25 protein-coding genes are annotated in these 23,690 nt (G+C 65.2%); 13 read left to right on the top strand and 12 right to left on the bottom strand.

Annotated features, from left to right (window positions below; translation table 11 throughout):
* Positions 1–339 precede the first annotated feature (339 nt).
* From ABB29_RS08200 to ABB29_RS08170, 7 genes are all read right to left on the bottom strand, one after another.
* Positions 340–834 carry a lipocalin family protein gene (locus ABB29_RS08200; RefSeq protein WP_057658121.1) on the bottom strand — a complete coding sequence of 165 codons (495 nt, stop codon included), beginning with the start codon at positions 832–834 and terminating at the stop codon, positions 340–342.
* Positions 835–933: 99 nt separating this feature from the next.
* Positions 934–1,878 carry an aspartate carbamoyltransferase catalytic subunit gene (locus ABB29_RS08195; protein ID WP_057658120.1) on the bottom strand — a complete coding sequence of 315 codons (945 nt, stop codon included), beginning with the start codon at positions 1,876–1,878 and terminating at the stop codon, positions 934–936.
* Positions 1,879–1,902: 24 nt separating this feature from the next.
* Positions 1,903–2,358, bottom strand: a complete 456-nt coding sequence (ruvX, locus tag ABB29_RS08190) for a Holliday junction resolvase RuvX (RefSeq protein ID WP_057658119.1) — start codon at positions 2,356–2,358, stop codon at positions 1,903–1,905.
* 100 nt (positions 2,359–2,458) lie between these two features.
* Positions 2,459–3,025 (bottom strand): YqgE/AlgH family protein, encoded by a 567-nt coding sequence (locus ABB29_RS08185; protein WP_057658150.1) that lies wholly within the window; start codon positions 3,023–3,025, stop codon positions 2,459–2,461.
* Positions 3,026–3,144: 119 nt separating this feature from the next.
* Positions 3,145–4,674 (bottom strand): DcaP family trimeric outer membrane transporter, encoded by a 1,530-nt coding sequence (locus ABB29_RS08180; RefSeq protein ID WP_083487659.1) that lies wholly within the window; start codon positions 4,672–4,674, stop codon positions 3,145–3,147.
* A gap of 167 nt (positions 4,675–4,841) precedes the next feature.
* The gene (locus ABB29_RS08175; RefSeq protein WP_057658118.1) at positions 4,842–5,972 is read right to left on the bottom strand and encodes a PilT/PilU family type 4a pilus ATPase; all 1,131 of its coding nucleotides are present in this window, start codon (positions 5,970–5,972) and stop codon (positions 4,842–4,844) included.
* Positions 5,973–6,130: 158 nt separating this feature from the next.
* A complete protein-coding gene (locus ABB29_RS08170; RefSeq protein ID WP_057658117.1) occupies positions 6,131–7,168 on the bottom strand; it encodes a type IV pilus twitching motility protein PilT in 1,038 nt (345 codons plus the stop codon).
* A 94-nt stretch (positions 7,169–7,262) separates the two neighbouring features.
* On the opposite strand from ABB29_RS08170, the gene ABB29_RS08165 reads away from it, so the two are divergent.
* The 3 genes from ABB29_RS08165 to ABB29_RS08155 all read left to right on the top strand — a co-directional run bounded on the left by ABB29_RS08165 (position 7,263) and on the right by ABB29_RS08155 (position 9,384).
* Entirely contained in the window at positions 7,263–7,943 is a 681-nt protein-coding gene (locus tag ABB29_RS08165; protein WP_057658116.1) for a YggS family pyridoxal phosphate-dependent enzyme, read from the top strand.
* Between the two features lie 76 nt (positions 7,944–8,019).
* A complete protein-coding gene (gene proC / locus ABB29_RS08160) occupies positions 8,020–8,844 on the top strand; it encodes a pyrroline-5-carboxylate reductase (RefSeq protein WP_057658115.1) in 825 nt (274 codons plus the stop codon).
* A gap of 123 nt (positions 8,845–8,967) precedes the next feature.
* Positions 8,968–9,384 carry a DUF4426 domain-containing protein gene (locus ABB29_RS08155; RefSeq protein ID WP_057658114.1) on the top strand — a complete coding sequence of 139 codons (417 nt, stop codon included), beginning with the start codon at positions 8,968–8,970 and terminating at the stop codon, positions 9,382–9,384.
* 150 nt (positions 9,385–9,534) lie between these two features.
* On the opposite strand, the gene ABB29_RS08150 is transcribed toward ABB29_RS08155, so the two are convergent.
* The gene (locus ABB29_RS08150) at positions 9,535–10,344 is read right to left on the bottom strand and encodes a cobalamin-binding protein (RefSeq protein ID WP_057658113.1); all 810 of its coding nucleotides are present in this window, start codon (positions 10,342–10,344) and stop codon (positions 9,535–9,537) included.
* 42 nt (positions 10,345–10,386) lie between these two features.
* A complete protein-coding gene (gene pdxH / locus ABB29_RS08145) occupies positions 10,387–10,986 on the bottom strand; it encodes a pyridoxamine 5'-phosphate oxidase (protein ID WP_057658112.1) in 600 nt (199 codons plus the stop codon).
* 62 nt (positions 10,987–11,048) lie between these two features.
* Between pdxH and ABB29_RS08140 the strand changes: the two genes are divergently transcribed.
* Positions 11,049–11,879 (top strand): kinase, encoded by an 831-nt coding sequence (locus tag ABB29_RS08140; protein ID WP_157062559.1) that lies wholly within the window; start codon positions 11,049–11,051, stop codon positions 11,877–11,879.
* A gap of 20 nt (positions 11,880–11,899) precedes the next feature.
* Here ABB29_RS08140 and ABB29_RS08135 read toward each other — a convergent pair whose 3' ends face one another.
* Positions 11,900–12,103 (bottom strand): dodecin family protein, encoded by a 204-nt coding sequence (locus tag ABB29_RS08135; RefSeq protein WP_057658111.1) that lies wholly within the window; start codon positions 12,101–12,103, stop codon positions 11,900–11,902.
* 93 nt (positions 12,104–12,196) lie between these two features.
* Here ABB29_RS08135 and ABB29_RS08130 point away from each other — a divergent pair, with 93 nt between their 5' ends.
* The 5 genes from ABB29_RS08130 to ABB29_RS08110 all read left to right on the top strand — a co-directional run bounded on the left by ABB29_RS08130 (position 12,197) and on the right by ABB29_RS08110 (position 16,167).
* The gene (locus ABB29_RS08130; protein WP_057658110.1) at positions 12,197–12,760 is read left to right on the top strand and encodes a shikimate kinase; all 564 of its coding nucleotides are present in this window, start codon (positions 12,197–12,199) and stop codon (positions 12,758–12,760) included.
* A 109-nt stretch (positions 12,761–12,869) separates the two neighbouring features.
* Complete coding sequence (gene aroB, locus ABB29_RS08125; protein WP_057658109.1) at positions 12,870–13,979, top strand: 3-dehydroquinate synthase; 1,110 nt, start codon at positions 12,870–12,872, stop codon at positions 13,977–13,979.
* A 57-nt stretch (positions 13,980–14,036) separates the two neighbouring features.
* The gene (locus ABB29_RS08120; RefSeq protein WP_057658108.1) at positions 14,037–14,291 is read left to right on the top strand and encodes a WGR domain-containing protein; all 255 of its coding nucleotides are present in this window, start codon (positions 14,037–14,039) and stop codon (positions 14,289–14,291) included.
* Between the two features lie 57 nt (positions 14,292–14,348).
* Positions 14,349–15,419: a uroporphyrinogen decarboxylase gene (gene hemE, locus ABB29_RS08115; protein WP_057658107.1), complete on the top strand. Its 1,071-nt coding sequence runs from the start codon at positions 14,349–14,351 to the stop codon at positions 15,417–15,419.
* 31 nt (positions 15,420–15,450) lie between these two features.
* Positions 15,451–16,167, top strand: a complete 717-nt coding sequence (locus tag ABB29_RS08110) for a hypothetical protein (protein WP_057658106.1) — start codon at positions 15,451–15,453, stop codon at positions 16,165–16,167.
* Positions 16,168–16,175: 8 nt separating this feature from the next.
* On the opposite strand, the gene ABB29_RS08105 is transcribed toward ABB29_RS08110, so the two are convergent.
* A complete protein-coding gene (locus ABB29_RS08105; RefSeq protein WP_245622570.1) occupies positions 16,176–19,679 on the bottom strand; it encodes a two-component regulator propeller domain-containing protein in 3,504 nt (1,167 codons plus the stop codon).
* 220 nt (positions 19,680–19,899) lie between these two features.
* Here ABB29_RS08105 and ABB29_RS08100 point away from each other — a divergent pair, with 220 nt between their 5' ends.
* The 3 genes from ABB29_RS08100 to ABB29_RS08090 are packed head-to-tail and all read left to right on the top strand — an operon-like array spanning position 19,900 to position 21,807.
* Complete coding sequence (locus tag ABB29_RS08100) at positions 19,900–20,649, top strand: YceI family protein (RefSeq protein ID WP_083487667.1); 750 nt, start codon at positions 19,900–19,902, stop codon at positions 20,647–20,649.
* Positions 20,646–21,248, top strand: coding sequence for a cytochrome b (locus ABB29_RS08095; protein WP_057658104.1), 603 nt, complete (start codon positions 20,646–20,648; stop codon positions 21,246–21,248). Before ABB29_RS08100 ends, ABB29_RS08095 begins: the two co-directional genes overlap by 4 nt.
* Positions 21,238–21,807, top strand: a complete 570-nt coding sequence (locus ABB29_RS08090; protein WP_057658103.1) for a YceI family protein — start codon at positions 21,238–21,240, stop codon at positions 21,805–21,807. Before ABB29_RS08095 ends, ABB29_RS08090 begins: the two co-directional genes overlap by 11 nt.
* A gap of 52 nt (positions 21,808–21,859) precedes the next feature.
* Here the strand turns inward: ABB29_RS08090 and ABB29_RS08085 are convergent, their stop codons facing one another.
* Entirely contained in the window at positions 21,860–22,093 is a 234-nt protein-coding gene (locus tag ABB29_RS08085; RefSeq protein WP_057658102.1) for a glutaredoxin family protein, read from the bottom strand.
* An 81-nt stretch (positions 22,094–22,174) separates the two neighbouring features.
* On the opposite strand from ABB29_RS08085, the gene ABB29_RS08080 reads away from it, so the two are divergent.
* Positions 22,175–23,557: an L-serine ammonia-lyase gene (locus ABB29_RS08080; protein WP_057658101.1), complete on the top strand. Its 1,383-nt coding sequence runs from the start codon at positions 22,175–22,177 to the stop codon at positions 23,555–23,557.
* Positions 23,558–23,690 lie beyond the last annotated feature (133 nt).

The following is a 23,690-nucleotide window of genomic DNA, read 5'->3' as shown; positions in this document are numbered from 1 at the left end:
TCCCCCGTGCACGGGGGAGGGAGCCGAACAATAGCTTCGTCACGATGATCGTAGAGCGGCTGATCGCCGCACTGGCATTGGCCGCCTACGCCTATCGGCACACCGGCTGACGGGAAGGCGTACCGTGCCCCCACCTCGTGCACGGGGGAGGGAGCCGAACAATAGCTTCGTCGCGACGATCGTAGAGCGGCTGATCGCCGCACTGGCCTTGGCCTACGCCTATCGGCATTCCGGCTGACGGCCGGTGTAACGCGCCCCCCACCCCAGCCCTCCCCCGTGCACGGGGGAGGGAGCCGATCAATGGCTTCATCACGGCGAGCAGAGAGCCGATCAATGGTTTCAGTCGGTTGCGGTCTGCCGGGTATGAATCAGATCATCAAGCTCGAAGCCCTGCGCGGTCGCGGTCGCCAGGTATTCGTTCTTGACGCTGGCCGCCATCACCGGTTCGCGCGACAACAGCCACAGGTACTTGCGATCCGGCGAGCCGACCAGTGCCGTGCGGTAGTCCTCGTCGACCCGCAGGATCCAGTAGTCGCCTTTGGTGAACGGCACCCACTTGAAGCCATCGGGCATGAAGCTCACTTCCAGCTTGGCGTTGCCGCTGCCGTCGACCACGCTGGCCTCGCCCACTGACTGCTGCAACTCGCCTTCACCATCACGGGCGCGGTTGTCGACCTTGACCTTGCCATCTTCCTGCAACGAATAGGTGGCGGTGATGTCGGTGTAATCACGCGGCTCGTGGCGCATCGGCAAGCGTGCGATTTCGTACCAGGTACCCAGATAGCGTTGCAGATCGACCGAACTCGCGGTGACCGGGGGATGCTGATGATGCATGGGGGCTTTCCTTGTTGAGGGAAAGCCAAGTTCTACGGCCCCGTCCGTGAAAACCTCGTAAGCCGGCAGCGCGCGGTAACGCCCACGGCGCCGCAGGCATCAGGTCATCAGGGTTTCAAGCACCGCCATGCGGATGGCGACCCCGTTGCTGACCTGGCGCAGGATCAACGATTGCGGACCATCGGCGACCTCGTCGGTGATTTCAACGCCGCGGTTGACCGGGCCCGGATGCAGGACCACCGCATCGCGCGCGGCCAGGCGCAGGCGTTCGGCGGTCAGGCCGTAATCGCGATGGTAGTCTTCCAGCGAGCTGATCAGGCCCTCTTCCATCCGCTCGCGTTGCAGCCGCAGCATCATCACCGCGTCAACGCCTTGCAGCATCTGCTCGAAGTCGTCGCCGACCACGCAGCCGGCCAGGGTGTCGTCTTCCGGCAGCAGCGATGCCGGCCCGCAGACGCGGATTTCGCCGGCTCCCAGCGTGCGCAACGCGTGCAGGTCCGAACGCGCCACCCGCGAATGCCTGACATCGCCGACCATCAGTATCTTGAGGCAGGAAAAATCCGCGCCCTTGGCCTGGCGCAGGGTCAACGCATCCAGCAAGCCCTGGGTCGGATGCGCGCTGCGTCCATCGCCGGCATTGATCAGGGTCGTGCCCTCGCCCGCCACCGCCGCCAGATCGTGCACGGCGCCATTGTCGGAATGACGTACGATGAAACAGCGCACGCCCATCGCTTCGAGGTTCTTCAGCGTGTCGCGCGCGGTTTCGCCCTTGCGGGTCGACGAGGTCGATGCATCGAAATTGAGCACGTCCGCCCCCAGCCGCTGCGCTGCCACCTGGAACGAACTGCGGGTGCGCGTGGACGGTTCGAAGAACAGCGTGCATACGCTGCTGCCAGCCAATACCTGGCGGCGATTGATGCGGCCCATGGCGGCGTCGCGGATCTGCCCGGCGCGATCCAGCAGATGGCAAAGGGTCTGCCGGGGCAGGCCGTCCAGGGTCAACAGGTGTCGCAGGCGGCCATCCGAATCAATTTGCTGGGTCATGGAGTTTCACTGGGCAGGGAAAAGTCAGGCCACCACGTGGGTGGCGTCTTGCGGCGCTGCGAACCAGCGCTCGATGATCACGGCAGCGGCCACCGCATCCAGCGCCGCCGCATCACGGCGTCGCTTGCGGCCTTCGGCGCGCTCGTTGGCGAAACGTTGCGCGGCCTCGATCGAGCTGGCGCGCTCGTCGATCATCACCACCGGCAAGCGGTAGCGTGCGTGCAGCTCGCGGGCGAAGGCATGGGCGCGCTTGCGGATCGGCTGGTCACCGCCATCCAGGGTCATCGGGTCGCCGACGACCAGCCCGTCGGGCCGCCACTCCTTGTTCAATCGGTCGATTGCCGACCAGTCCGGTCCCTGCGCATGCACATCGACCACCGCCAGCGCGCGTGCGCCGGTGCCGAATGCACTGCCAACCGCCACGCCGATGCGGCGCGATCCCACGTCGAATCCCAACACGGTGCCATCCAGCTTCATCATCCACTCCCTGCATGCATGACTGGATCCCCCATGCCAGAGCATGCCGAAAGCAACGTAAAACCTGCGCGACGGCGGCCTGTACGTCGGCGGGCGAACGGCTTCATGCGTGGCCGCTGTAATCGGCCAGGTGCGACATGTCCACGCCGATCAGCCCGGCGGCGGCGTGCCAGCGCTGTTCCAGTGGCAGACCGAACAGCAGTGCCGGATCCGCCGGTGCGGTCAGCCAGCTGTTCTCGCCCAGTTCGTACTCCAGCTGGCCGGCACCCCAGCCAGCACAGCCCAGCGCCAGCACCGCATTGGCCGGGCCTTCGCCACGCGCCATTGCCTCGAGAATGTCACGCGAGGTGGTCAGGTACAGGCCGTTGGCGATTTCCAGGGTCGAATCCCATTCGCGCGGGTCATCGTGCAGCACGAAACCCCGCTCGGGGTGGACCGGCCCGCCACTGAGCACGATCTGGCCACGCAGCGACTCGTCACGGGTCTCCAGCTGCATCTGGCCGAGGATTTCGCCAAACGTGTATTCGGAGGCGCGGTTGACCATGACGCCCATCGCGCCTTCTTCGTCATGCTGGCAGATCAGGGCCACGCCGCGGGCGAAATTGGGATCATCCAATGCCGGCGCGGCGATCAGGAACTGGTTGGCCAGGGGCGAGACGGGAATCGACATGCGGCCCATTTTAACCGAGCCCGGCCTCGCCTGCCTCGCCTCTCCCCTCACGTAGAGCGGAGCTTGCTCCGCTGCCTGCCCTGCTGCTTGCCCTGCTGCCTGCCCCAGCCGAAACCCGCCTACTTGATGAAGTTGTATTGCAGACTGCCCTGCAACCGCAGCGCGTCACCATCACGGCCATCCTGTTGCTGGTACTGGCCGTACAGCAGCTCCATGCCCATGGTCCACGATGGCACCCGGCTCCAGATCAGATTGAGCGCGCCATAGCGGCTGTCGGCAAACGCGTCCCCAGCCAGGAAATCCTCATCCGGCATGTGCAACCGGCCATAGACCAGATTGCTGCGCCAGTCGGCGCTCCAGTAGTGGGTGTAACCGAAGTAGCCGCCATAGCTGGTTAAAGCATGCAGGCGACCCTGGCTGTCGATCACCGCGTCGCGGTTGCTGCCGCCGATATCGCTGACATAGCGGGCCATGCCCTGGCCCCAGTGACCACCGAACAGCAGCAGGTCGCGATCCCCCAGCGAACGTGAGCCGGTCAGCGACAGGCCGCCGGCCTGGTCGTGATGCTTGTCGTCTCCATCGATATAGCCCAGCCGCCGGTACAGGCCGGCCAGCTGCAGGTGTCCGCGCTCGCGTTCCAGACGCAGCCTGGCCGACAGGTCGGGCATGGCATTGGTTACCCCGTCAACCTGTGCATTGCCGCCATCGAGCTGGGTCTGCGGATCCTCGGCCGCCACGCTCAGATGCAGGTGGCGGCCCAGTTTGAAGCTGTGCTGGACGCCGGCAATGAACAGGAAAATGGTGCTGCCTGGCCCTTCGAAATCCAGGGTGTCCGGCAGTGCGTCGGCATCCATGAAATTGCTGTAACCGTAGCCCGCATAGGTGTTGCCGATCTGGCCGTAGGCATGGCGCAGCCGGTACTCGTAACCACTGCTGCTGCCGTAGAAATCATTCTCGAGATAGAAGCGCAGGTTGCCCAGCGGCGTCGGCCGGCGCGCTTCCAGATTGAAACGGGTTTGCTTGGCATGCAGGTTGAAATTGGCCGCGTCGGTGCCCGGGGTATCGTCGAGCGGAATCAACGAGGTGACGAAATTGTCGTCATTGCCGACCGCATGCGGGTCGTACATGGCATCGAGCTTGGCATAGCCGCCGATGCGGAAGCGGGTCTCGGTGCCGGGTATCGGCATGAAGCCCTTGAGCTCGGCATCGGTCGGCGCGGCCTGGCTGTCCGGTCGCGACGCCGCCAGCGAGGGATCCGAGACCGATTCACGCGGCGCCAGTACCGACGCTTCGACGCCCGGCACCGACATCATCGATTGCGTGTCCGGTGGACTGACAGCGGCGCTGGCGACCACGCCGGCCGGTTCGGTCTGCGCGCCATCGGCGACGCTGGCCGGGGCTGCCGGCGGGGAGTTGACCGGCGCGATGGCGCGGCCTTGAGCGCCCGGTGCCTCCAGCGCCTGCAAGCGGCGCTCCAGTGCGTCCAGTTGCTGGCGCATGGCGGTGATTTCGGCGCGCAGTTCGCTGGCACTTGCCGTGTCCGATCCGCTCTGCGCCATCACCGTCGGCGACAGCACCGCAAGCCCCAGCAGCAATAATCCCTTGCGATGGCCCGCCACACTCCGGCGCCCGGCATCATGGTTGCGCATGGCAAAAACTCCCTGTTTCCCGGCGCAGTGTACGGCGATGACGGCAGGTTGACCACGCATCTGGGCGGGCTCCATCAGCGCACTCACCCACCCCAGCGGGCACGCCGGTAAAAACTGGCAGCACCCGCCGTCGGCGATGGGCCGCCGTGGCGGCCAGCATCAGCGCATCAGCGGACTTCGGCGATCTCGACCCCGTCCAGGCCCTGCGCCAGGGTGCGTGCATCACCGCCCTGGGCCAGCTTGATGCGCAACCGCACTTCGTTCTGCGAATCGGCGTAACGCAGCGCGTCCTCGTAACTGATCTCGCCCGCCTGGTACAGCTCGAACAGACTCTGGTCGAAGGTCTTCATGCCCAGGTTGGTCGACTCCTTCATCACTTCCTTGAGCTTGTGGATCTCGCCATCGCGGATGTAGTCCTGGATCAGCGGCGTGCCCAGCAGGATTTCCATCGCCACCCGTCGCGACTTGCCATCGGGGGTCGGCACCAGCTGCTGCGCGACCACACCTTTGAGGTTGAGCGACAGGTCCATCAGCAACTGACCGCGGCGGTCTTCCGGGAAGAAGTTGATGATCCGGTCCATCGCCTGGTTGGCGTTGTTGGCGTGCAGCGTGCACAGCACCAGGTGGCCGGTTTCGGCGAAGGCAATCGCATGGTCCATGCCCTCGCGGGTGCGAACTTCGCCAATCATGATCACGTCCGGCGCCTGTCGCAGCGTGTTCTTCAGCGCCGCATCCCAGCTGTCGGTATCGATGCCCACTTCGCGCTGGGTGATGATGCAGCCTTCGTGCTTGTGGACGAATTCAATCGGGTCTTCGATGGTGATGATGTGGCCGGTCGAGTTCTGGTTGCGATAACCGATCATCGCCGCCAGCGAGGTCGACTTGCCGGTACCGGTGGCGCCGACAAACAGGATGATGCCGCGCTTGGTCATCGCCAGCGTCTTGATCACCGGTGGCAGACTCAGTTCTTCCACCGTCGGGATGCGGGTTTCAATCCGCCGCAGGACCATGCCGACCTGGTTGCGCTGGTAGAAACAGCTGACGCGGAAACGACCGACACCGGCCACGCCGATGGCGAAATTGCACTCGTGGGTCTTTTCAAACTCCTCGCGCTGCGCCGGGGTCATGACGTTGAGCACCAGATCCCGCGACTGCTGCGAAGTCAACGGCGTCTGCGTGATCGGCGATATCTTGCCATTGACCTTGATCGACGGTGCCATGCCGGAGGTGATGAACAGATCCGAGGCCTTCTGGTGGGCCATCAGCTTGAGGAACGAGGTGAAATCGATGGTGCTCATGGAAGTGCTCCGGGAACTCGGACCGGGGACGGCAGAACCGGCAGGAGCATCAATGCTCGCAACAGTCCGCCTTGCCTGATCGATACTGGTCCCTGTAGATGGATATCGAATTCAACTGGCCGTGCCGGGTCCCCGGTCCCGAGTCCCCGATCCCGGCCTTACTCAAACAACCGCTTGTCCTTGGCGTATTCCTTGGCCTGCTGGCGCGAAATCAGCGCCCGCTTGACCAGATCCTGCAGATGCTGATCCAGGGTCATCATGCCGTAGTTCTGGCCGGTCTGGATGGAGGAATACATCTGCGCGACCTTGTCCTCGCGGATCAGGTTGCGGATCGCCGGGGTGCCGACCATGATTTCCCAGGCCGCGGTACGACCGCCACCGATTTTTTTCAGCAATGCCTGCGAAATCACCGCACGCAGCGACTCGGACAGCATCGAGCGCACCATCGGTTTCTCACCGGCCGGGAATACGTCGATGACGCGGTCGATGGTCTTGGCCGCAGAACTGGTGTGCAGGGTGCCGAACACCAGATGGCCGGTTTCCGCGGCGGTCAGCGCCAGCCGGATGGTTTCCAGATCGCGCAATTCGCCGACCAGGATGTAGTCGGGGTCTTCACGCAGCGCCGAACGCAGTGCCTCGTTGAAGCCGTGGGTGTCGCGGTGGACTTCGCGCTGGTTGATCAGGCACTTCTGCGAGGTGTGCACGAACTCGATCGGATCCTCGACGGTGAGGATATGACCGTATTCATTCTTGTTGATGTGGTCGATCATCGCCGCCAGCGTGGTCGACTTGCCCGAACCGGTCGGCCCGGTCACCAGGATCAAGCCCTGCGGCTGCTGGATGAGTTCGCGGAACAACGGCGGGCAGGCCAGGTCCTCCAGGGTCAGCACTTCGGACGGAATGGTGCGGAACACCGCACCGGCGCCGCGGTTCTGGTTGAAGGCGTTGACACGGAAGCGCGCCAGGCTGGGGATTTCGAACGAGAAATCGACTTCCAGGAATTCTTCGAAATCGCGACGCTGCTTGTCCGACATGATGTCGTAGACGAGCGCATGGACCTGTTTGTGATCCAGTGCCGGAATATTGATGCGACGGACGTCACCGTCCACCCGGATCATCGGCGGCAGGCCGGCCGACAAGTGAAGGTCCGATGCCTTGTTTTTTACCGAAAACGCCAGTAGCTCGGCGATATCCATGATCCGACTTCCCCCAAGTGGCTGCAAACTGGAACGATTCTTCCCCAAGCGGCAGTATAGCGATCTTGCCCGCATATCCAATGGTTGATTGAACATGCTCGCCGACGCCCTGCGCGACACCCTGCAACGGCTTGAAAACGCGGCCAATGACGCCGGCCGGCCATGCCCCGGGCTGCTGGCGGTGTCCAAGCTGCAGCCTGCCGAGGCGGTGGCGCAACTGGCGGCGGCCGGACAGCGCGCGTTCGGCGAGAACTACGTGCAGGAAGCACAGGCCAAGCATGCCGCGCTGGCCGGCGTACCCGGTCTGGAATGGCACCTGATAGGCCACCTGCAATCGAACAAGGCCGACATCGCCGCGCGCCTGTTCGATTGGGTACAGACTGTCGACCGGATCAAACTGGTGGCAACGCTGGCCCGTCACCGGCCAGCGCAGTTGCCAGCACTGAACGTGCTGATCCAGGTCAACATCGATGACGAAGCCAGCAAGCATGGTTGCCGGCCCGAACAGATCGATACGCTGGCCGACGCCATCACCGCAGAGCCGCGGCTGCGCCTGCGTGGCCTGATGGCGATTCCGGCACCGGCTCCGGATCCGATGCAACGGCGCCAGGCATTCCAGCGGATGAAGCAGTTGTTCGACGCCTTGACCCGGCGTTACCCCGGCCTTGATACCCTGTCGATGGGGATGAGTGATGATTTTCCACTTGCGGTCGCCGAAGGCGCGACCCTGGTCCGCATCGGCACGGCGCTGTTTGGCGCCCGCCCCCGCCGCTGAACCGGCTTCAGCCTTTTCGCACGTGCCGCCGCAGCGCGCGCACGCAATACGCAATTCGCTTCAAGGAGACGACATCATGGATTCCAGCAACGCAGTGGCTTTCATTGGCGGTGGCAACATGGCCCGCAGCCTGATCGGCGGGCTGATCGGGCGCGGCACGCCGGCGCAGCAGGTACATGTGGCCGAACCGGTCGACGCATTGCGCCAGCAGTTGCAGCAGGATTTCGGCGTGCGCGTCTTCGACAATGCCGCCGACGCGGTGGTGGGTTGTGGCCAGTGGGTGCTGGCGGTCAAACCGCAGGTCATGCGCCAGGTCTGCGAATCCCTGCAGAGCCAGGCCCAGGCCGAAAAGCCGGTGGCGCTGTCGGTGGCCGCCGGCATCACCGCCGACCAGGTCCAGCGCTGGTTGGGTGGCGAGGTTGCAGTCATCCGCACCATGCCCAACACGCCGGCGCTGTTGGGCGCCGGCGTCACCGGCCTGTTTGCCAACGCACTGGTCAGCGACGCGGCACGCCAGCGCGCGACCCGGTTGCTGTCGGCCGCCGGCGCTACCGTGTGGATCGAAGACGAAGCGCAGATGGATGCGGTCACCGCCGTGTCCGGCAGCGGACCGGCCTACATCTTCCTGTTCGCCGAAGCGATGGAGGCCGCGGCCAAGGCCGAAGGCCTGCCGGATGACGCCGCGCGCACGCTGGTGCTGCAGACCATCCTGGGCGCGGCACGGATGCTGACCGAATCCGAGGTCGAGCCTGGTGAGCTGCGTCGCCGCGTCACTTCGCCCAACGGCACCACCCACGCGGCCATTGAAAGCTTCAAGGATGGCGGGCTGGAGGCGCTGGTCGCCAAGGCCATGCACGCCGCACGCGTGCGCGGGCAGGAATTGTCCGCGGCCAATGACTGATCAGACTACTTGAGGGGTTGCCGCACGATGAAGCGCACAGCATCCAGTTATCGCCGCCGGCTGCTGGCGGCAGGTCTTTCGGCAGCATCCTTGTTAACCGCAGGCTTGTTAACCGCAGGCCTGTTGACAGCATGCTCCGGCGAACAGGCCGCCACGCCTGCGCAATACCTGCCTCCGGCGGAGGCGCAATCCCGCTTCGGTGACATCATCGTCCGCTACAACGCATTGCCCACCTTGTCGCTGGCCGAGGCGACCGCCGCCGATTCCGGCCTGCCGCGGGATGCCGACACCGCGATGGTCATCGTCGCGGTGCGCAGGCAGACAGGTAGCGAGGAATTGCCGCAGGCCGCCAGCGTCACCGGCGTGGCCAGCGATCTCAGCGGCAAGCGCCAGCCCATCGCCTTCCGCGACATAGCTGTCGCTGGATACCAGGACCATGTCGGCCAGGTGACGGTAAGCCGCAATGATCACCTGCGTTTCGAACTGCAGGTCACGGTCGAAGGCAAGACCCATCGCGTGCAGTTCGACCGCGGATTCTGACCACACGCAGAGCGGAGTTTGCTCCGCTACCCTTGCTGCGATATCGACGCATTGACATGACACAGCATCTGCAGCGGTTGCCATCCCTTGCGTTCGTTGAAGGCCGGGGCCCGGCATTCGCCAGGAAGAGGACTTCTGGCTTAGTGACGGCTATCGGGATCCGGCAGCCTGCGCACGCCGTGACCACGCCTGGATGATGTCGGCGATCTGATTCACGCCATCGGTCAGCGCGGCCGGTCCCGGCTGCAGGATCAACGGTGACTTGATTTCGTGCAGCTCGCCGTCACGGACCGCCGGGATGGCATTCCAGCCCGGTCGTGCGGCAAGCGCATCGGCGCGGAACTTCTTGCCGCACCATGAGGCCATGATGATGTCCGGCGCCCGGCTGATGACTTCGCCAGGATCCGCCAGTATCCGGTGCTTTGCCAATGACTGGCCCGAGTGCTCGGGAAACACGTCGATGCCGCCGGCCAGCTCGACCAGTTCGGCGACCCAGCGGATGCCGGTGATGATCGGCTCGTCCCATTCTTCGAAATACACCCGTGGCCGGCGCGGCAGTTGCGCTGCCTGCGCGGCGATCGCCTGCAACCTGCGTTGCAGGTCATCGGCGTAGGCATCGGCCTTGCTGGCGACGCCGACCAGTGCGCCCAGCCGGCGGATGTAATCGAGAATGCCAGCGACGCTGCGGTGATTGGAGATCCAGACCTCCACGCCCTGTTTGATCAGCGCCGCTGCGATATCGGACTGGATGTCGGAAAAGCCGATCGCCATGTCCGGTTGCAACGCGAGGATCTGATCGATCCTGGCGCTGGTAAACGCACTGACCTTGGGCTTGTCCTTGCGCGCCTGCGGCGGACGCACGGTAAAGCCGCTGATGCCGACGATGCGATCCTGCTCGCCCAGCGCATACAGCACTTCAGTTGGCTCTTCGGTCAGGCAGACAATGCGTTGCGGACCCATCTCAGGCACCTGCGCTGGCATCGGACCGCGCCGAGGCACGGCTCACGGATACAACCGGTGCTTGCTCCACTGGCCCTCCTGCAACTGGTAACGCCAACGCTCATGCAGGCGGAAGCCGGCGCCGTACCAGAACTCGAATGCATCCGGTTTGACCCGATAGCCGCTCCAGCCCGGTGGCCGTGGCACCTCGATACCGGCGAACTCGCTTTCGACTTCGCGCAGGCGCTGTTCGAATTCTTCCGGCGACGCCAACGGCTCGGACTGGGCCGAGGCCCATGCGCCTATCTGGCTCATCCGCGCACGGCTGGCGAAATAGGCATCGGCTTCCTGGTCGCTGACGATCTCCACCGCGCCTTCGATCCTTACCTGCACGCCGGCCTCGCGCAGGCTGCGCCACAGGAACAGCAGCGCCGCCTGCGGATTGGCCGCCAGCTCGCGGCCCTTGTGGCTGTGCAGGTGGGTGTAGAAGACAAAGCCGCGCGGGTCGAACGACTTCAGCAACACGGTGCGTGCCGATGGCCGGCCCTGCGCCGTGGCGGTGGCCACGGTCATTGCGTTGGCCTCGATTTCCGCGGGTGCCGCCCGCGCTTCCTCGAACAGGCTGGCGAAGGTCGACAACGCCTCGGCATACAGATCGGTCATCAGCACACACTCCATGGGGGCGGCGCCATTGCGGCCACCGCGACATCGGCTATTGTGACCGGATGACCGCGACCACGCATCCCGATGGCAGCGCTGGCTTGCCGTTGCAGTGGGCAGCGGCGGCGCTGGAGATGGCGTTGACGGCAGCGACGGCGCCGCCGGTACTGGGTATCGCCGGTGTCCAGGGCAGCGGCAAATCCACCCTCGCCGCACAGCTGGCCAGCCTGGCCGGGGCACGCGGCCTGCGCGTGGCGGTGCTGTCGCTGGATGACGTTTACCTGTCGCGGCAACGGCGGGCGCGACTGGCCGCAGACGTGCATCCATTGCTGCAGACCCGCGGGCCACCCGGCAGCCACGATCTGCCGCTGGCACTTGAGGTCATCAGCCAGCTGCGCGCGGGTGCGCCCACCCGGCTGCCGCGCTTCGACAAACTGGCCGACGATCCCTGGCCGCTCGGGCAATGGCCACGCATCGAGGGCAAAGTCGATCTGATCGTGCTGGAAGGCTGGTGCCTGTGCGTGCCGGCCGAGTCGCAACAGGCGCTGCTCGAACCGATCAATGCGCTCGAGCGCGAAGAAGACGGCGATGGCCGCTGGCGACAATGGTGCAACCAGCGGCTGGCCAGCGACTACCCGCCGCTGTGGCAGCTGGTCCAGCCGCTGATATGCCTGCAGGCACCGGATTTCGATGTCGTGCCGCTGTGGCGCTGGCAGCAGGAACAATCACTGGCCGCCAACCGGCCCGGGCGCACGCCGATGACCCTGGCGCAGATACGGCGCTTCGTGCAGTTTTTCGAACGGATCAGCCGCCAGGGCCTGCGCATCTGGCCCAGTATTGCCGACAGCACCCTGGCACTGGATGACCAACGCCGGCCAATACCACCGCTGCGCTGAGGCCAGCCGGCCCTTCGCGGTTACGACACCACGAAGGTGATGCGCAGGTTGACCCGCCATTCGGTGATGTTGCCCTGCGGGTCGGTCACTACCTTGATTTCGTTGACCCAGGCACCCTGAATGCCCTTGACGGTTTCGGCGGTCTTGGCAAGACCGGATTTGACCGCGTCTTCCACGCTGATGCTGGAGGAGGCGGTGAGCTCGATGACTTTGGCGATGGACATGCTGGTTACCGTTGACTGACGCGGATGCGCCCACCCCCACCGTAGGCGTCCGGATGTTAAGCGTCCGCGCACGAAGTGCTAGCATCGCGTTCGATGAACCCCTCCTCCAACCTCGTGTTCGTCGGACCCACCGGCGCAGGCAAGACCTCGATAGGCCGGCGCGTGGCAGAGCGCTTCGGGCTGGCATTCGTCGATGCCGACGAGTACATCGTCGAACAGACCGGCGCCAGCATCGCGACCATTTTCGAACACGTCGGCGAAACCGGCTTCCGTACCCGCGAGAGCGCCGCCCTGGCTGCTTTGCTGGCGCGCGATGGCCACCTGGTATCCACCGGCGGTGGCGCGGTGCTGGATCCCGCCAATCGGGCGCTGATCCAGCAACAAGGCTATGTCGTGTACCTGCAGGTGTCGGTGGCCAGTCAGCTCAAGCGGCTGGGCCGTTGCGGCAATCGTCCGCTGCTGCAGCAAGCCAATCGCGAACAGGTATTGCGCGATATGCACCAGCTGCGGCAGCCGCTGTATGCACAGGTCGCCGATCTCAGCCTGGATACCGATGGCCTGAGCCCGGCCGAAGCCACGGCCCGGCTGATCCACCTGCTGGCGATGCGCTGGCAACGCCAGCCATTGCCGCGCGCGCCCGCGGACGCGAACTCGTGAGCGGGCATGCGGTGGATGCGGCCGGGGCCACACACCTGCTGCCGGCCAGCCCTGCAACCTGCTTTTCCCCGGGCCGATCGCCCATGACATTCCAGATCCTTTTCCTGCCATGAAGACTGTCCACGTCAACGGCCCAGTGCCCTATCCCATCCACATCGGCCCCGGCCTGCTAGATGATGGCCAACGCTTGGCGGCCCGGGTGCGCGGCCGCCACCTGCTGCTGGTCAGCGATACCAACGTCGCCCCGCGCTATGCGGCGCGCGTGCGCGATGCGCTGCTTGGCGCACGGCCGGATCTCCAGATTGGCCAGTACCTGCTGCCCGCCGGCGAGTCGTCCAAGACAATCGAGCAGTTTGCCGCGGTGATTGCCGCGCTGGCCGATCTCGGCGCCAGCCGTGATGCCTGCGTGGTGGCGCTTGGCGGCGGCGTGGTTGGTGACCTGGCCGGGTTCGCGGCGGCCTGCTGGATGCGCGGCGTGGATTGCGTGCAGTTGCCAACCACGCTGCTGTCGATGGTTGATTCGTCAGTGGGTGGCAAGACCGCGGTCGACATCGCCCAGGGCAAAAACCTGGTCGGTGCCTTCCATCCACCGCGGGCGGTGCTGGCCGACACCGGGGTACTGGCAACATTGCCGTTGCGTGAAGTGCGCGCCGGGCTGGCCGAAGTGATCAAGTACGGCGCGCTCGGCGATGCGGCCTTCTTCGACTGGCTGGGCGAACACCAGCGGGCGTTGCTCGATGGCGATGCCGATGCGTTGGCCGAGGCCATCGCCCGCAGTTGCCAGCACAAGGCCGACATCGTCGAGCGTGACCCGCTGGAGCGCGGCGAACGCGCCCTGCTCAACCTGGGCCATACCTTCGGCCATGCCATCGAGACCGAACAGGGCTACGGCCATCCCGACAATGACAACCTCAACCATGGCGAAGCGGTGGCCGTTGGCATGGTCCTGGCGGCCGAGCTGTCGACCCGACTGGGCATGGCGCCGGCGCAGGACGTGCAGGCACTGCGCGGGTTGCTGGCAGGCTTCGGGCTGCCGGTGACGGTACCGGCGGGGCTGGACCCGCAGGCGCTGCTGGCGCGGATGCGTCTGGACAAGAAGAACATCGCCGGCCGCCTGCGGCTGGTGCTCTGGCGTGGCATCGGCCAGGCGCTGGTGGTGCCCGATGTCGACGAAGACCAGGTCCTGGCGGTTTTGCGCGCGGCCTGCGGCCGTCATTGAAGGCGCTGGCCGGGCGCTGCGCTATCGTCCCCGGCCGCCAGGCCCTAAAATGCCGGTATGCGCGTCCTCCTCCAGCAGCACCCGCAAGCCGGCGAAGCTCCCCGCTACGTCCAGCTGACCCTGCAACCGGACCTGTTCGGTGGCTGGGAGCTGTTGCGCGAGAGCGGCGTAATCGGGGGTCGCTCGCAGTTGCGGCGCGAACAGTACCTGCTGCAGGCCGAGGCGATCAGTGCCTTTGAAAAAGCCCGCGACAGCCAGCTCAAACGCGGTTTCCAGGTGATGTTCACCCGTGGTGCCGACGCACCCGCCTGATTTGTCCGCCCGCGCGCGCGGCTCCCGTTATCTCTTTCCACATCTCCCGGATGCTTCATGACTGCCCCCAAGAATGACCGCCTGCTGCGTGCGCTCAAGCGCCAACCCGTTGACCGCACGCCGGTATGGCTGATGCGCCAGGCCGGGCGCTATCTGCCCGAGTACCGCGCCACCCGCTCCCAGGCCGGCAGCTTCCTGGCGATGGCCAAGAATCCGGAGATTGCCTGCGAAGTCACCCTGCAACCGCTGCGGCGGTTCGACCTGGACGCGGCGATCCTGTTTTCCGACATCCTGACCATCCCCGACGCGATGGGCCTGGAGCTGTATTTCGTTGAAGGCGAAGGTCCCAAGTTCAAGCACACCGTGCGCAGCGCCGCCGACGCCGAACGCCTGCAGGTGCCGGACATGCAGCAGGACCTGGGCTATGTGATGGAAGCGGTGCGGGTCATCCGCCGCGAGCTGGATGGCAAGGTGCCGCTGATTGGTTTTTCCGGCAGTCCGTGGACGCTGGCCTGCTACATGGTCGAAGGCGGCGGCAGCAAGGACTTCGCCCGGATCAAGGCGATGGCACTGAATGATCCGCAGACCCTGCACACGTTGCTGTCGGTCAATACCGACGCGGTGATTGCCTACCTGGCCGCGCAACGCCAGGCCGGCGCCCAGGCACTGCAGGTATTCGACACCTGGGGTGGCGTGCTGTCGCCTGCGATGTATCGCGAGTTCTCGCTGCCCTATCTGACCCGCATCGCCCGCGAGCTGGAGCGCGGCGAGGGCGAGGAGCGCACGCCACTGATCCTGTTCGGCAAGGGCAACGCGATCCACCTGCAGGCGCTGGCCGACAGCGGCGCCGAGGCCGTCGGCGTCGATTGGCTGATTGAATTGTCCGACGCCGCGCGCCAGACCGGTGGCAAGGTCGCGCTGCAAGGCAATCTGGACCCGGCCACGCTGTACGGTTCACCGCAGGCGATCCGCGAACAGGTACGCCGCGCACTGGACAGCTATGCCGAAGGCAACGGTGGTTCGCGCGAGGGCCATGTGTTCAACCTCGGCCATGGCATGTCACCGGACATGAATCCGGATCACGTTGGCGTGCTGGTGGACGCGGTCCACGAATTCAGCCGCCGCTAGGCCACGGGGACAGGCAATGGATTGCATTCGCATGGATGAGTTGTGTTGTCGCGGACGCGAATTCACCGCAGCGGGCCGCGGCACGCTGCGCGCGATGCTGCTGACGGCCGGTGTGCTGGCCATCGCCGCCGTGCAGGCGGGCGAACGGGTTGCGGAAACGGCGCGCCCGCAGCCGCCGGCCAAAGTCGTGCATCAGGTCCATGGCCATGATTTTCCGCTGCTGACCCGGGCCACCGGTGCTGCGGTCATGCTGGATGCGCAAGGGCTGCCGCAACAGCCCGGCTGCGAGGCCATCGCGGCCCGGCGCCCACAGGACATGCCGGCACCCTGGCCACTGCTGGTACGCCGCATCCTGCTGGAGTGCGAAGCCGATGACGAGGATCCGGCACGGCCGGTGGTCGCGATTTCCGCCACCGCCCTGCTGGAACCAGGCCGGGTGCGAATGGCCGGTTTCGATGTCAGCGAAATCCGGCTGATGGATTCGGCCCGCTGGGGCGACCACCAGTACGTCATCGCGCAGCCCTTCGCCCGCGTCAGCCAGCCAATGCAGGCGCTGTTGCAGAAACAGTGCCAACGAGGACAGGCGTTGCCTGCGACGGGATCGCAGGTGCCCGCCGGCTGCACGGTGTTTGCCAATGACCAGGGTCTGTATCTGCCTGCCGATACCAATACTGGCACCGGCATCTGGGTCTATCCGGATCCCGACAATCCGGACGCCAGCATCTACGCCGAGAGCTGGGCCGACTGACTCGCTGGCTATTCGATCCAGGGTTGCCCGCGCATGGCGCGGTGCACCGCGGTGGCCAGCATCGCACCGGTCGCCGGTTTGCGCAGGAAGCCGGTAAAGCCGGCATCCCTGACCTGTTCTTCGGCCTCGAGGTCGGCGCGCGCGGTTATCGCCAGCAGCGGCGCGCTGAAGCCGGCCAGGCGCATCTGCCGGGCCAGCGCCAGTCCGTCCAGTCCCGGCAAATCCAGATCCAGCATGGCCAGGTCGAACGGCAACGTGGCAATCTCGCCCAGCGCCGCCAGCCCATGCAGCACGTGCCTGACCTGGTGCCCACGCGCGCGCAGCAGCCCGGCAATGACTTCGGCCACGGTCACGTCGTCCTCGACCAGCAGGATCGACAACGTTTCCTCCTCACCTGCATCGTGGGCCTGCACATCCTGCGCCGGCACTTTGACCTTGCCCAGCGGCAGTTCGACCACGAAGCGCGTGCCCAGTCCCGGGGTGCTGTCGAGGGTGATGTTGCCGCCCATCGCCAGCGCCAGTTCCTGGCAGATCGCCAGACCCAGGCCGCTGCCGCCGTAGCGCGCGGTGGTGCGCACGCCTTCGGCTTGTTCAAAGCGCCGGAACAATCGCGATTGCTGTTCGACATTGATGCCCGGCCCGGTGTCTTCCACCCGCAGGCGGACACCGCCCTGAGGCCGCGCTTCGACCTGCAGTCCGACCGCGCCCTTTTCGGTGAACTTGATCGCATTGCCCAGCAGGTTGAGCAGGATCTGGCGCATCCGCACCGGGTCGCCCTGCATCATCACCGGCAGCTGCGGCGCCACCTGGACGTTGAATGCCAGGCCTTTTCTCTGTGCCAGGGGTCGTGACAGGCCGACCACGTCATCGATCAGTTCGCGCAGATCGAATGGCTGCGACTGCAGTTGCAGTTTGCCGGCCTCGATCTGGGCCAGGTCGAGTGCGTCGTTGACCAGCCGCAGCAGATGCACGCCGGCTCGCTGGATGGCCAAGGTATGGCTGCGCTGCTGTTCGTCGAGCGGGGTTGCCAGCAACAACTCGCTCATCCCCATCACCCCGGTCATTGGCGTACGCACCTCATGGCCAAGAGTGGCCAGGAAACGGGTCTTGGCCTGCGACGCCTGCTCGGCCACTTCGCGCTTGTGTTCGGCCAGTTGCAGGCTGGTGATGCGCCGCAGGCGCCTGCGGTAGCCGAAGATCGCGGTCAGCACCAGGCTCAGCCCCAGCAGCGCCAGACCGGCGATACCCGGCACGCTGGCCCACCATGGCGGCAACACCCGGAACGATATCTCGCGCACCGGCGAGCTGTTGCCGGCATTGTCGAAGGCCTGCATGTGCAAGGTGTAACTGCCCGGCGGCAACGCCGAGAACACCCGATCGCCATTGGCGCCCTGGTCGACCCAGCCTTTGTCGAAACCGTCCAGGTGCGACAGATAGCGATTCGACATCGGATCTTCATAGGTCAGCAGGCGCATGCTGACTTCGAACTCATGGGCATCGGGTTTGAGTTCGAAGCCACCCACCGCTGGCAGATAACTCAACTGATCGCCACGGGCGATGGTGACCTTGTCGACCACCAGGTTGGGACGGACCACGGCCGGATCATCGAGCGTGGTATCGAGCACGATGACCGAGCCATCGGCGGCGGCACCGGCGAGGATGCCGTCATCGGTCAACAGCAGGGCGCGGTCGTTGAACTCCTGGCTTATCAGGCCATCACGCACGCCGAAGTTGCGTACTTCGACCTTGCCGCCAACCGTGCCCGGCTGGATCCGGTACAGTCCGCGCCGGGTCGCCAGCCAGAGCCGCCCGCGCTTGTCCAGCGCCATCCCGGTCGACTCCACCGCCGGCACGTCGTCAGCCGCGCGCAGCCGCCGGTCCAGGGTCCAGCCCTGCTTGTTCCGGCGCCAGCTCTCCAGGCCAGACAACCGATGCACCCACAGGTGATCCGGACCATCGAAAACGAAATCGAAAATCTTCTCGCCGCCGGTGCCCGGCACGCCATCGAATCGCCTCAGGTCGTCGTTCCAGACCCGCAGGCCGGACGCATTGGCGATCCATAGACGCCCGTGCGGGCCCACCAGCATCGTGTAGATTTCGCCGACTTCCTCACTGCCCATGGCTGCGTTGTCGAGATTCTGGATGACCTTGCCGGTCACCAGATCGCGACGCTGCATGTTGCCTATCTGGGTTGCCAGCCAGAGCACACCGTCGGGAGTTTCGGCCAGCCAGTCGACCGAGCTGCCATCCGGCGTCTGCTGGCCATCCGAACGGGGCCCGGATGACCAGTGAACCGTTTTGCCGGTGGCCGGATCGACGCGGATCAAGCCACTGCGATAGCCCAGCCAGAGCAATCCGTGGCTGTCCTCATGGGCTGACAGCAGGCGCGAGGCATAGTCCTGCCACGGTGCCTCCAGCACGCTCACCTCGCCGCTGCTGGTGTCGAGGTATTCGACGGTGGCGCGGCTGCCCGCCAGCCAGATACCGCCATCATGGGACGCAGCCAGCCCGCGGTAGAGGCCCCCTCTCAAACCGTGTTCGGTGGTGTAGGCGGCAATCCGCCGCCAGTCCGCGCGTAGATAGCCCAGGCCGCGGGTCGGTATCGAGACCCACAGGCCGCCGTCGTCCTGCATCAACAGCGCCTGCACCACGCGGCTGTCCTGCTGCAGATCATTCATCGGCACAGGCGCGCGTTCGCCCATGGTGTGCCACAGGCCGCGCTGGCTGGCCAGCCAGTACTCGCCTTTCTGGTCACTGGTCACCGCGGTCACTGCGTTGGGTCGGGCGAACATGCCACTCCAGGCCGGCGTATGCCAGCCGTCGGCGGGCCGCCAGCGGAATGCACCCTGCGACGTGCCTGCCCAGACCTCATCACCGACCACGCTGACCGAATACACCATCGCGTCGTCGCCGCCTGGCGTGGACACCCGTTTGAATCCGTTGCGGTCATGCCGGGCCAGCCCCGCCAGGGTACCGATCCACAGCGTGCCCCTGGCATCGAACGCCAGCGACAGCACGGTGTTGGACGGCAAGCCGTCGTGGGCCGGCAGTTGCTGCGAATAGTTGTGCATCTGGCCGCGGCCATCGAGCCGGGTCAGGCCGGCATCGTAAGTGCCGAACCAGACATCATCGCCGCGGCTGGTGATGGCGAACACGTCGTCGCTGCCCAACAGCGGATAATCGGCCTTTCGGTAGTGGACGAAGCCGTCACGTCGCGGCCCCATCATGCTGACACCGCCGTTTTCAGTGGCCACCCAGATCCGATCCTGGGCGTCGATATGCAGCGCCTGGACGATGTTGCCCGGCAGCGAGCGCGGATCATCGGCTTCGTGGCGCCAGACATGGAAATTGACGCCGTCGTAGCGGGCCACGCCGTCCCAGGTCGCGACCCACAGATAGCCTTTCCTGTCGCGCGCAATCGCGGTGATGGTGGTCGATGGCAGGCCCTGGGCCACGCCCAGTACGCGGAAGCGCGGTACTTCAGGGACCTTGGCCGCCAACCCCACGCTCACCAGCAACAGCATTACCGCCAACAGCCAACGCCCGTATCCCATCATCCGAATGTGGTTCCCTCACTGGTCCGCCATCGTCGCAACGGACCGTTGCATGTGCAAGCATGGGCCGTCCTTTCCCATCATCCGAATGTGGTTCCCTCACTGGTCCGCCATCGTCGCAACGGACCGTTGCATGTGCAAGCATGGGCCGTCCTTCGCCATCGGCCAGAATGCGCCCATGAAGCCATCCGTCCCGCCATCGTCCGCCAGATTGTTCCGTGTCGCCTCGCCGTGGTCCGGCCGCTGGCTGGCCGGCATCTGCCTGCTGCTGTTGGCGGCCAGCGCCTGGGCTGGCGACAACGTGAAGCATTACACGTTGGATCCGGTCCACACCCGGGTGATGTTCACGGTCGAACATGCCGGCTATTCGAACGCCATCGGCACCGTGTCCGGCAGCACTGGCAGCCTGCGTTTCGATCCCGACGACTGGTCCAGCGCCCAGTTGCAGGTCAGGGTGCCAATGCAGCGGGTGGACATGGGTGACGAAAAATGGAACCGTGCCACCCAGGCGCGCAACCTGCTGGATACCGAAGCTTTTCCTGAGGCGACTTTCATTTCCACGGCCATCGAACCCATCGACCCGCAACACGCCTCTGTTACAGGAATGCTGACCCTGCACGGCATCAGCAGAGAAATAGTGATGCAAGTAAAGCTTAATGCGCTCAAACGCTACCCGCTGCCACCATTCCGTCGTACCGTTGGTTTTTCCGCCAGCACCACGATCAGCCGTGCCGATTTCGGAATCGATGCCTGGTCATCACTGATCGGTGATCGGGTTGACCTGCGGATCGAAGCCGAAGCCCAGGCCTCGCGCGGGCCCGCCGGGGCGGCGGAAGACTCGATGGGGGCGCCTGCGAAGGCAGACGCGGCCGGCGGTGACGAGGCCGCTGCGGACGACACGGGACACGACACGGAGACCGTTCCATGACATTGAAGAACACCCCCGACCGCTGGGGTTCCATCAGCAAGACCCTGCACTGGTTGGTCGTGGTGCTGATCCTGTGCCTGGGCATCGTCGGCCTGACCATGGGCGAGCTGCCGAAGACACCGAAGTATTTCTGGGTCTACACCGCGCACAAATCGTTCGGCATCACCGTGCTGACATTGATGATCGTGCGGGTGTTCTGGCGCCTGTATGCCGGCACCCCGAGGGATCTGCCGACGACCCCGCGCTGGCAGGAACGCATTGCCCACCTGACCCACCTGGCGCTGTACGCGATGGCGCTGATCATGCCGATCTCGGGCTGGCTGTACGACTCGGCCAGTGGCCTGCGGCCGTTCAAGCTGTTTGGCCTGTTCAACATGCCCAAGCTGGTGCAGCCGGACCAGGCCATCCGTCACTTCGCCCATTTCGTCCACGAATGGGGTTTCTGGACGCTGATCGCACTGGTCGCCGCGCATGCCGGCGCCGCTTTCTACCATCATCTTTTCCTGCATGACGCCACCCTTACCCGCATGCTGCCCGGTCGCCGCGCGCATGCCTCCGTTCCCCCGGCATCCAACAAGGACTCCCATCATGTTGCCTAAACTCGCATCCCCCGCCCTGACCGCGGCCGCCCTGGTCGCGCTGATGGTCGCCGCCCCCGCTTCGGCGGCCAATTACGTGCAGGCGTCCGGCTCCAGCCTGGTGTTCGCCACCGAATACGACGGTGAGGTATTCACTGGCAAGTTCGGCTCGTTCAATACCACGATGAGTTTCGACCCGCAGGATCTGGCGGCCGCCAAGCTGGACGTGACCATCGGCCTGGCCGGTACCAAGACCGGCAGCAGTGATCGCGACGAGACCCTGGCTGGCGGCGATTTCTTCTACGTCAGCAAGTACGCCCAGGCGCACTACACCGCCACCAAGTTCCGCTCGCTCGGCGGCAACGAATATGCCGCCGATGGCACCCTGCAACTGCGCGGGGTCAGCAAGCCGGTGACCCTGAAGTTCACCTGGACACCCGGCGCGCAGCCGGTGCTCAGCGGCAAGGCCACGGTCAAGCGCCTGGATTTCGGCGTCGGCGGTGGTGACTGGACCGATACCGACACCATCCCCAACGAAGTCGCGGTCAGCACCAAGGTCCTGCTGAAACCCGCGCCGTAAAGGCCGGAGCCAGCCAAGCTGGCGGTGGCCATGTGCTGCCGCCGCTTTTTTTTCAGCGCTGCCGCTGCCGCCAGGCGGCCAGCGCGGCAGCATCGAATGGCCAATCCAGCTCCTGCCCACTGTCGTTGTCGCGCAGCACCGGCACCCGCGCGCCGTAGCGCTGCTCCAGCGCCGGGTCATCATCGATGAACACGCTGTCGAAATCCGGTAACCGGGCCACCGCCAGCACTTCAAGTGCCAGATCGCACAGGTGGCAGTCATCGCGCTGGTAAAGGATCAGGGTCATTGGCAGGGACTGTGGCTGAATGGCGAAAATGAGTGCTGCAAAATGGTCGCAAATGGTCTGCCCGGCATAGAATAGCCGGCTATGGCAGTCAGTACCTTCGACCTCTTCAAGATCGGCATCGGCCCGAGTTCCTCCCACACCGTTGGCCCGATGCGGGCCGCGGCGCGTTTCGTCGCCCGTTGGCTGGACGATGCCGGCCGCCTGCAGGACGTGGCCCGCGTGCGCGCCGAGGTATTCGGCTCGCTGGCCTTGACCGGCCGCGGCCACGGCACCGACACCGCGGTACTGATGGGCCTGGAGGGCAACTACCCCGATGCCATTGATCCGGACATCATCCCGGCGACGCTGGCGCGTATCCGCGGCGAAAAGCAGATTGCATTGCAGGGACGCCATGTCATCGCCTTCGACGAGAAGCGCGACCTGCTGATGAACAAGCGGCAGAAGTTGCCATTCCATACCAATGGCATGCGCTTCACTGCCTTCGACCGCAACGACGAAGTCATCATCAGCCGCGACTACTATTCGGTCGGCGGTGGTTTCGTGGTCAACCAGGACGACGCGGCCAGGGATCGCATCGTGCCGGACACCACGGTCATGCCGTACCCGTTCAGGAGTGGCAACCAGTTGCTGCAGCAGGCCGCCGACAGCGGGCTCAGCATCGCCCAGCTGATGATGGAAAACGAGAAGGTCTGGCGCAGCGAGGATGAAATCCGTGCCAACCTGCGTGCAATCTGGGAAGCGATGGCGGCGTGCGTGGCCCGTGGTATCCGCCAGGAAGGATCGCTGCCCGGCGGCCTGCATGTGTCGCGCCGCGCACCCGCGCTGTACCGCGAACTGTCGAGCAAGCCCGAAGCGGCGATGCGCGACCCGCTGACCACGCTCGACTGGGTCAACCTGTACGCGTTGGCAGTCAATGAGGAAAACGCCGCTGGTGGCCGCGTGGTCACCGCACCGACCAATGGCGCCGCCGGCATCATTCCGGCAGTGCTGCATTATTTCGACCGTTTCTGCCCCGGCAGCAACGAGCAGCGGATCTTCGATTTCCTGCTGACCGCCGCCGCCATTGGCATCCTGTACAAGGAAAACGCCAGCATCTCCGGCGCCGAAGTCGGTTGCCAGGGTGAAGTCGGTGTGGCCTGCTCGATGGCCGCTGGCGGCCTGGTCGCCGCACTCGGCGGCAACAGCAGCCAGATCGAGAACGCGGCTGAAATCGGCATGGAACACAACCTTGGCCTGACCTGCGATCCGATTGGCGGGCTGGTGCAGATTCCGTGCATCGAACGCAACGCCATGGGCGCGGTCAAGGCGATCAACGCCAGCCGCATGGCCATGCGCGGTGACGGCAAGCACAAGGTCTCGCTCGACAAAGTCATCAAGACCATGCGCGACACCGGCCGCGACATGCGCGACAAGTACAAGGAAACCAGCCGCGGCGGGCTGGCGGTCAACGTCATCGAGTGTTGATTACCGCGGAGTAACTCCCGGACACGGCATTGATGTCCGACGACAAGTGCAGCCTTCTGGCTCCAGTGCGATAGCAACCGCGTTGACGCGACATGGCCTGAGCGATCGCAATGCATGGCGCTTATGTGACATG

Origin of the sequence: Pseudoxanthomonas dokdonensis (genome assembly GCF_001431405.1) — a bacterium.
GTDB lineage: Bacteria > Pseudomonadota > Gammaproteobacteria > Xanthomonadales > Xanthomonadaceae > Pseudoxanthomonas_A > Pseudoxanthomonas_A dokdonensis.
This window is presented reverse-complemented; position numbering and strand designations above follow the sequence as displayed.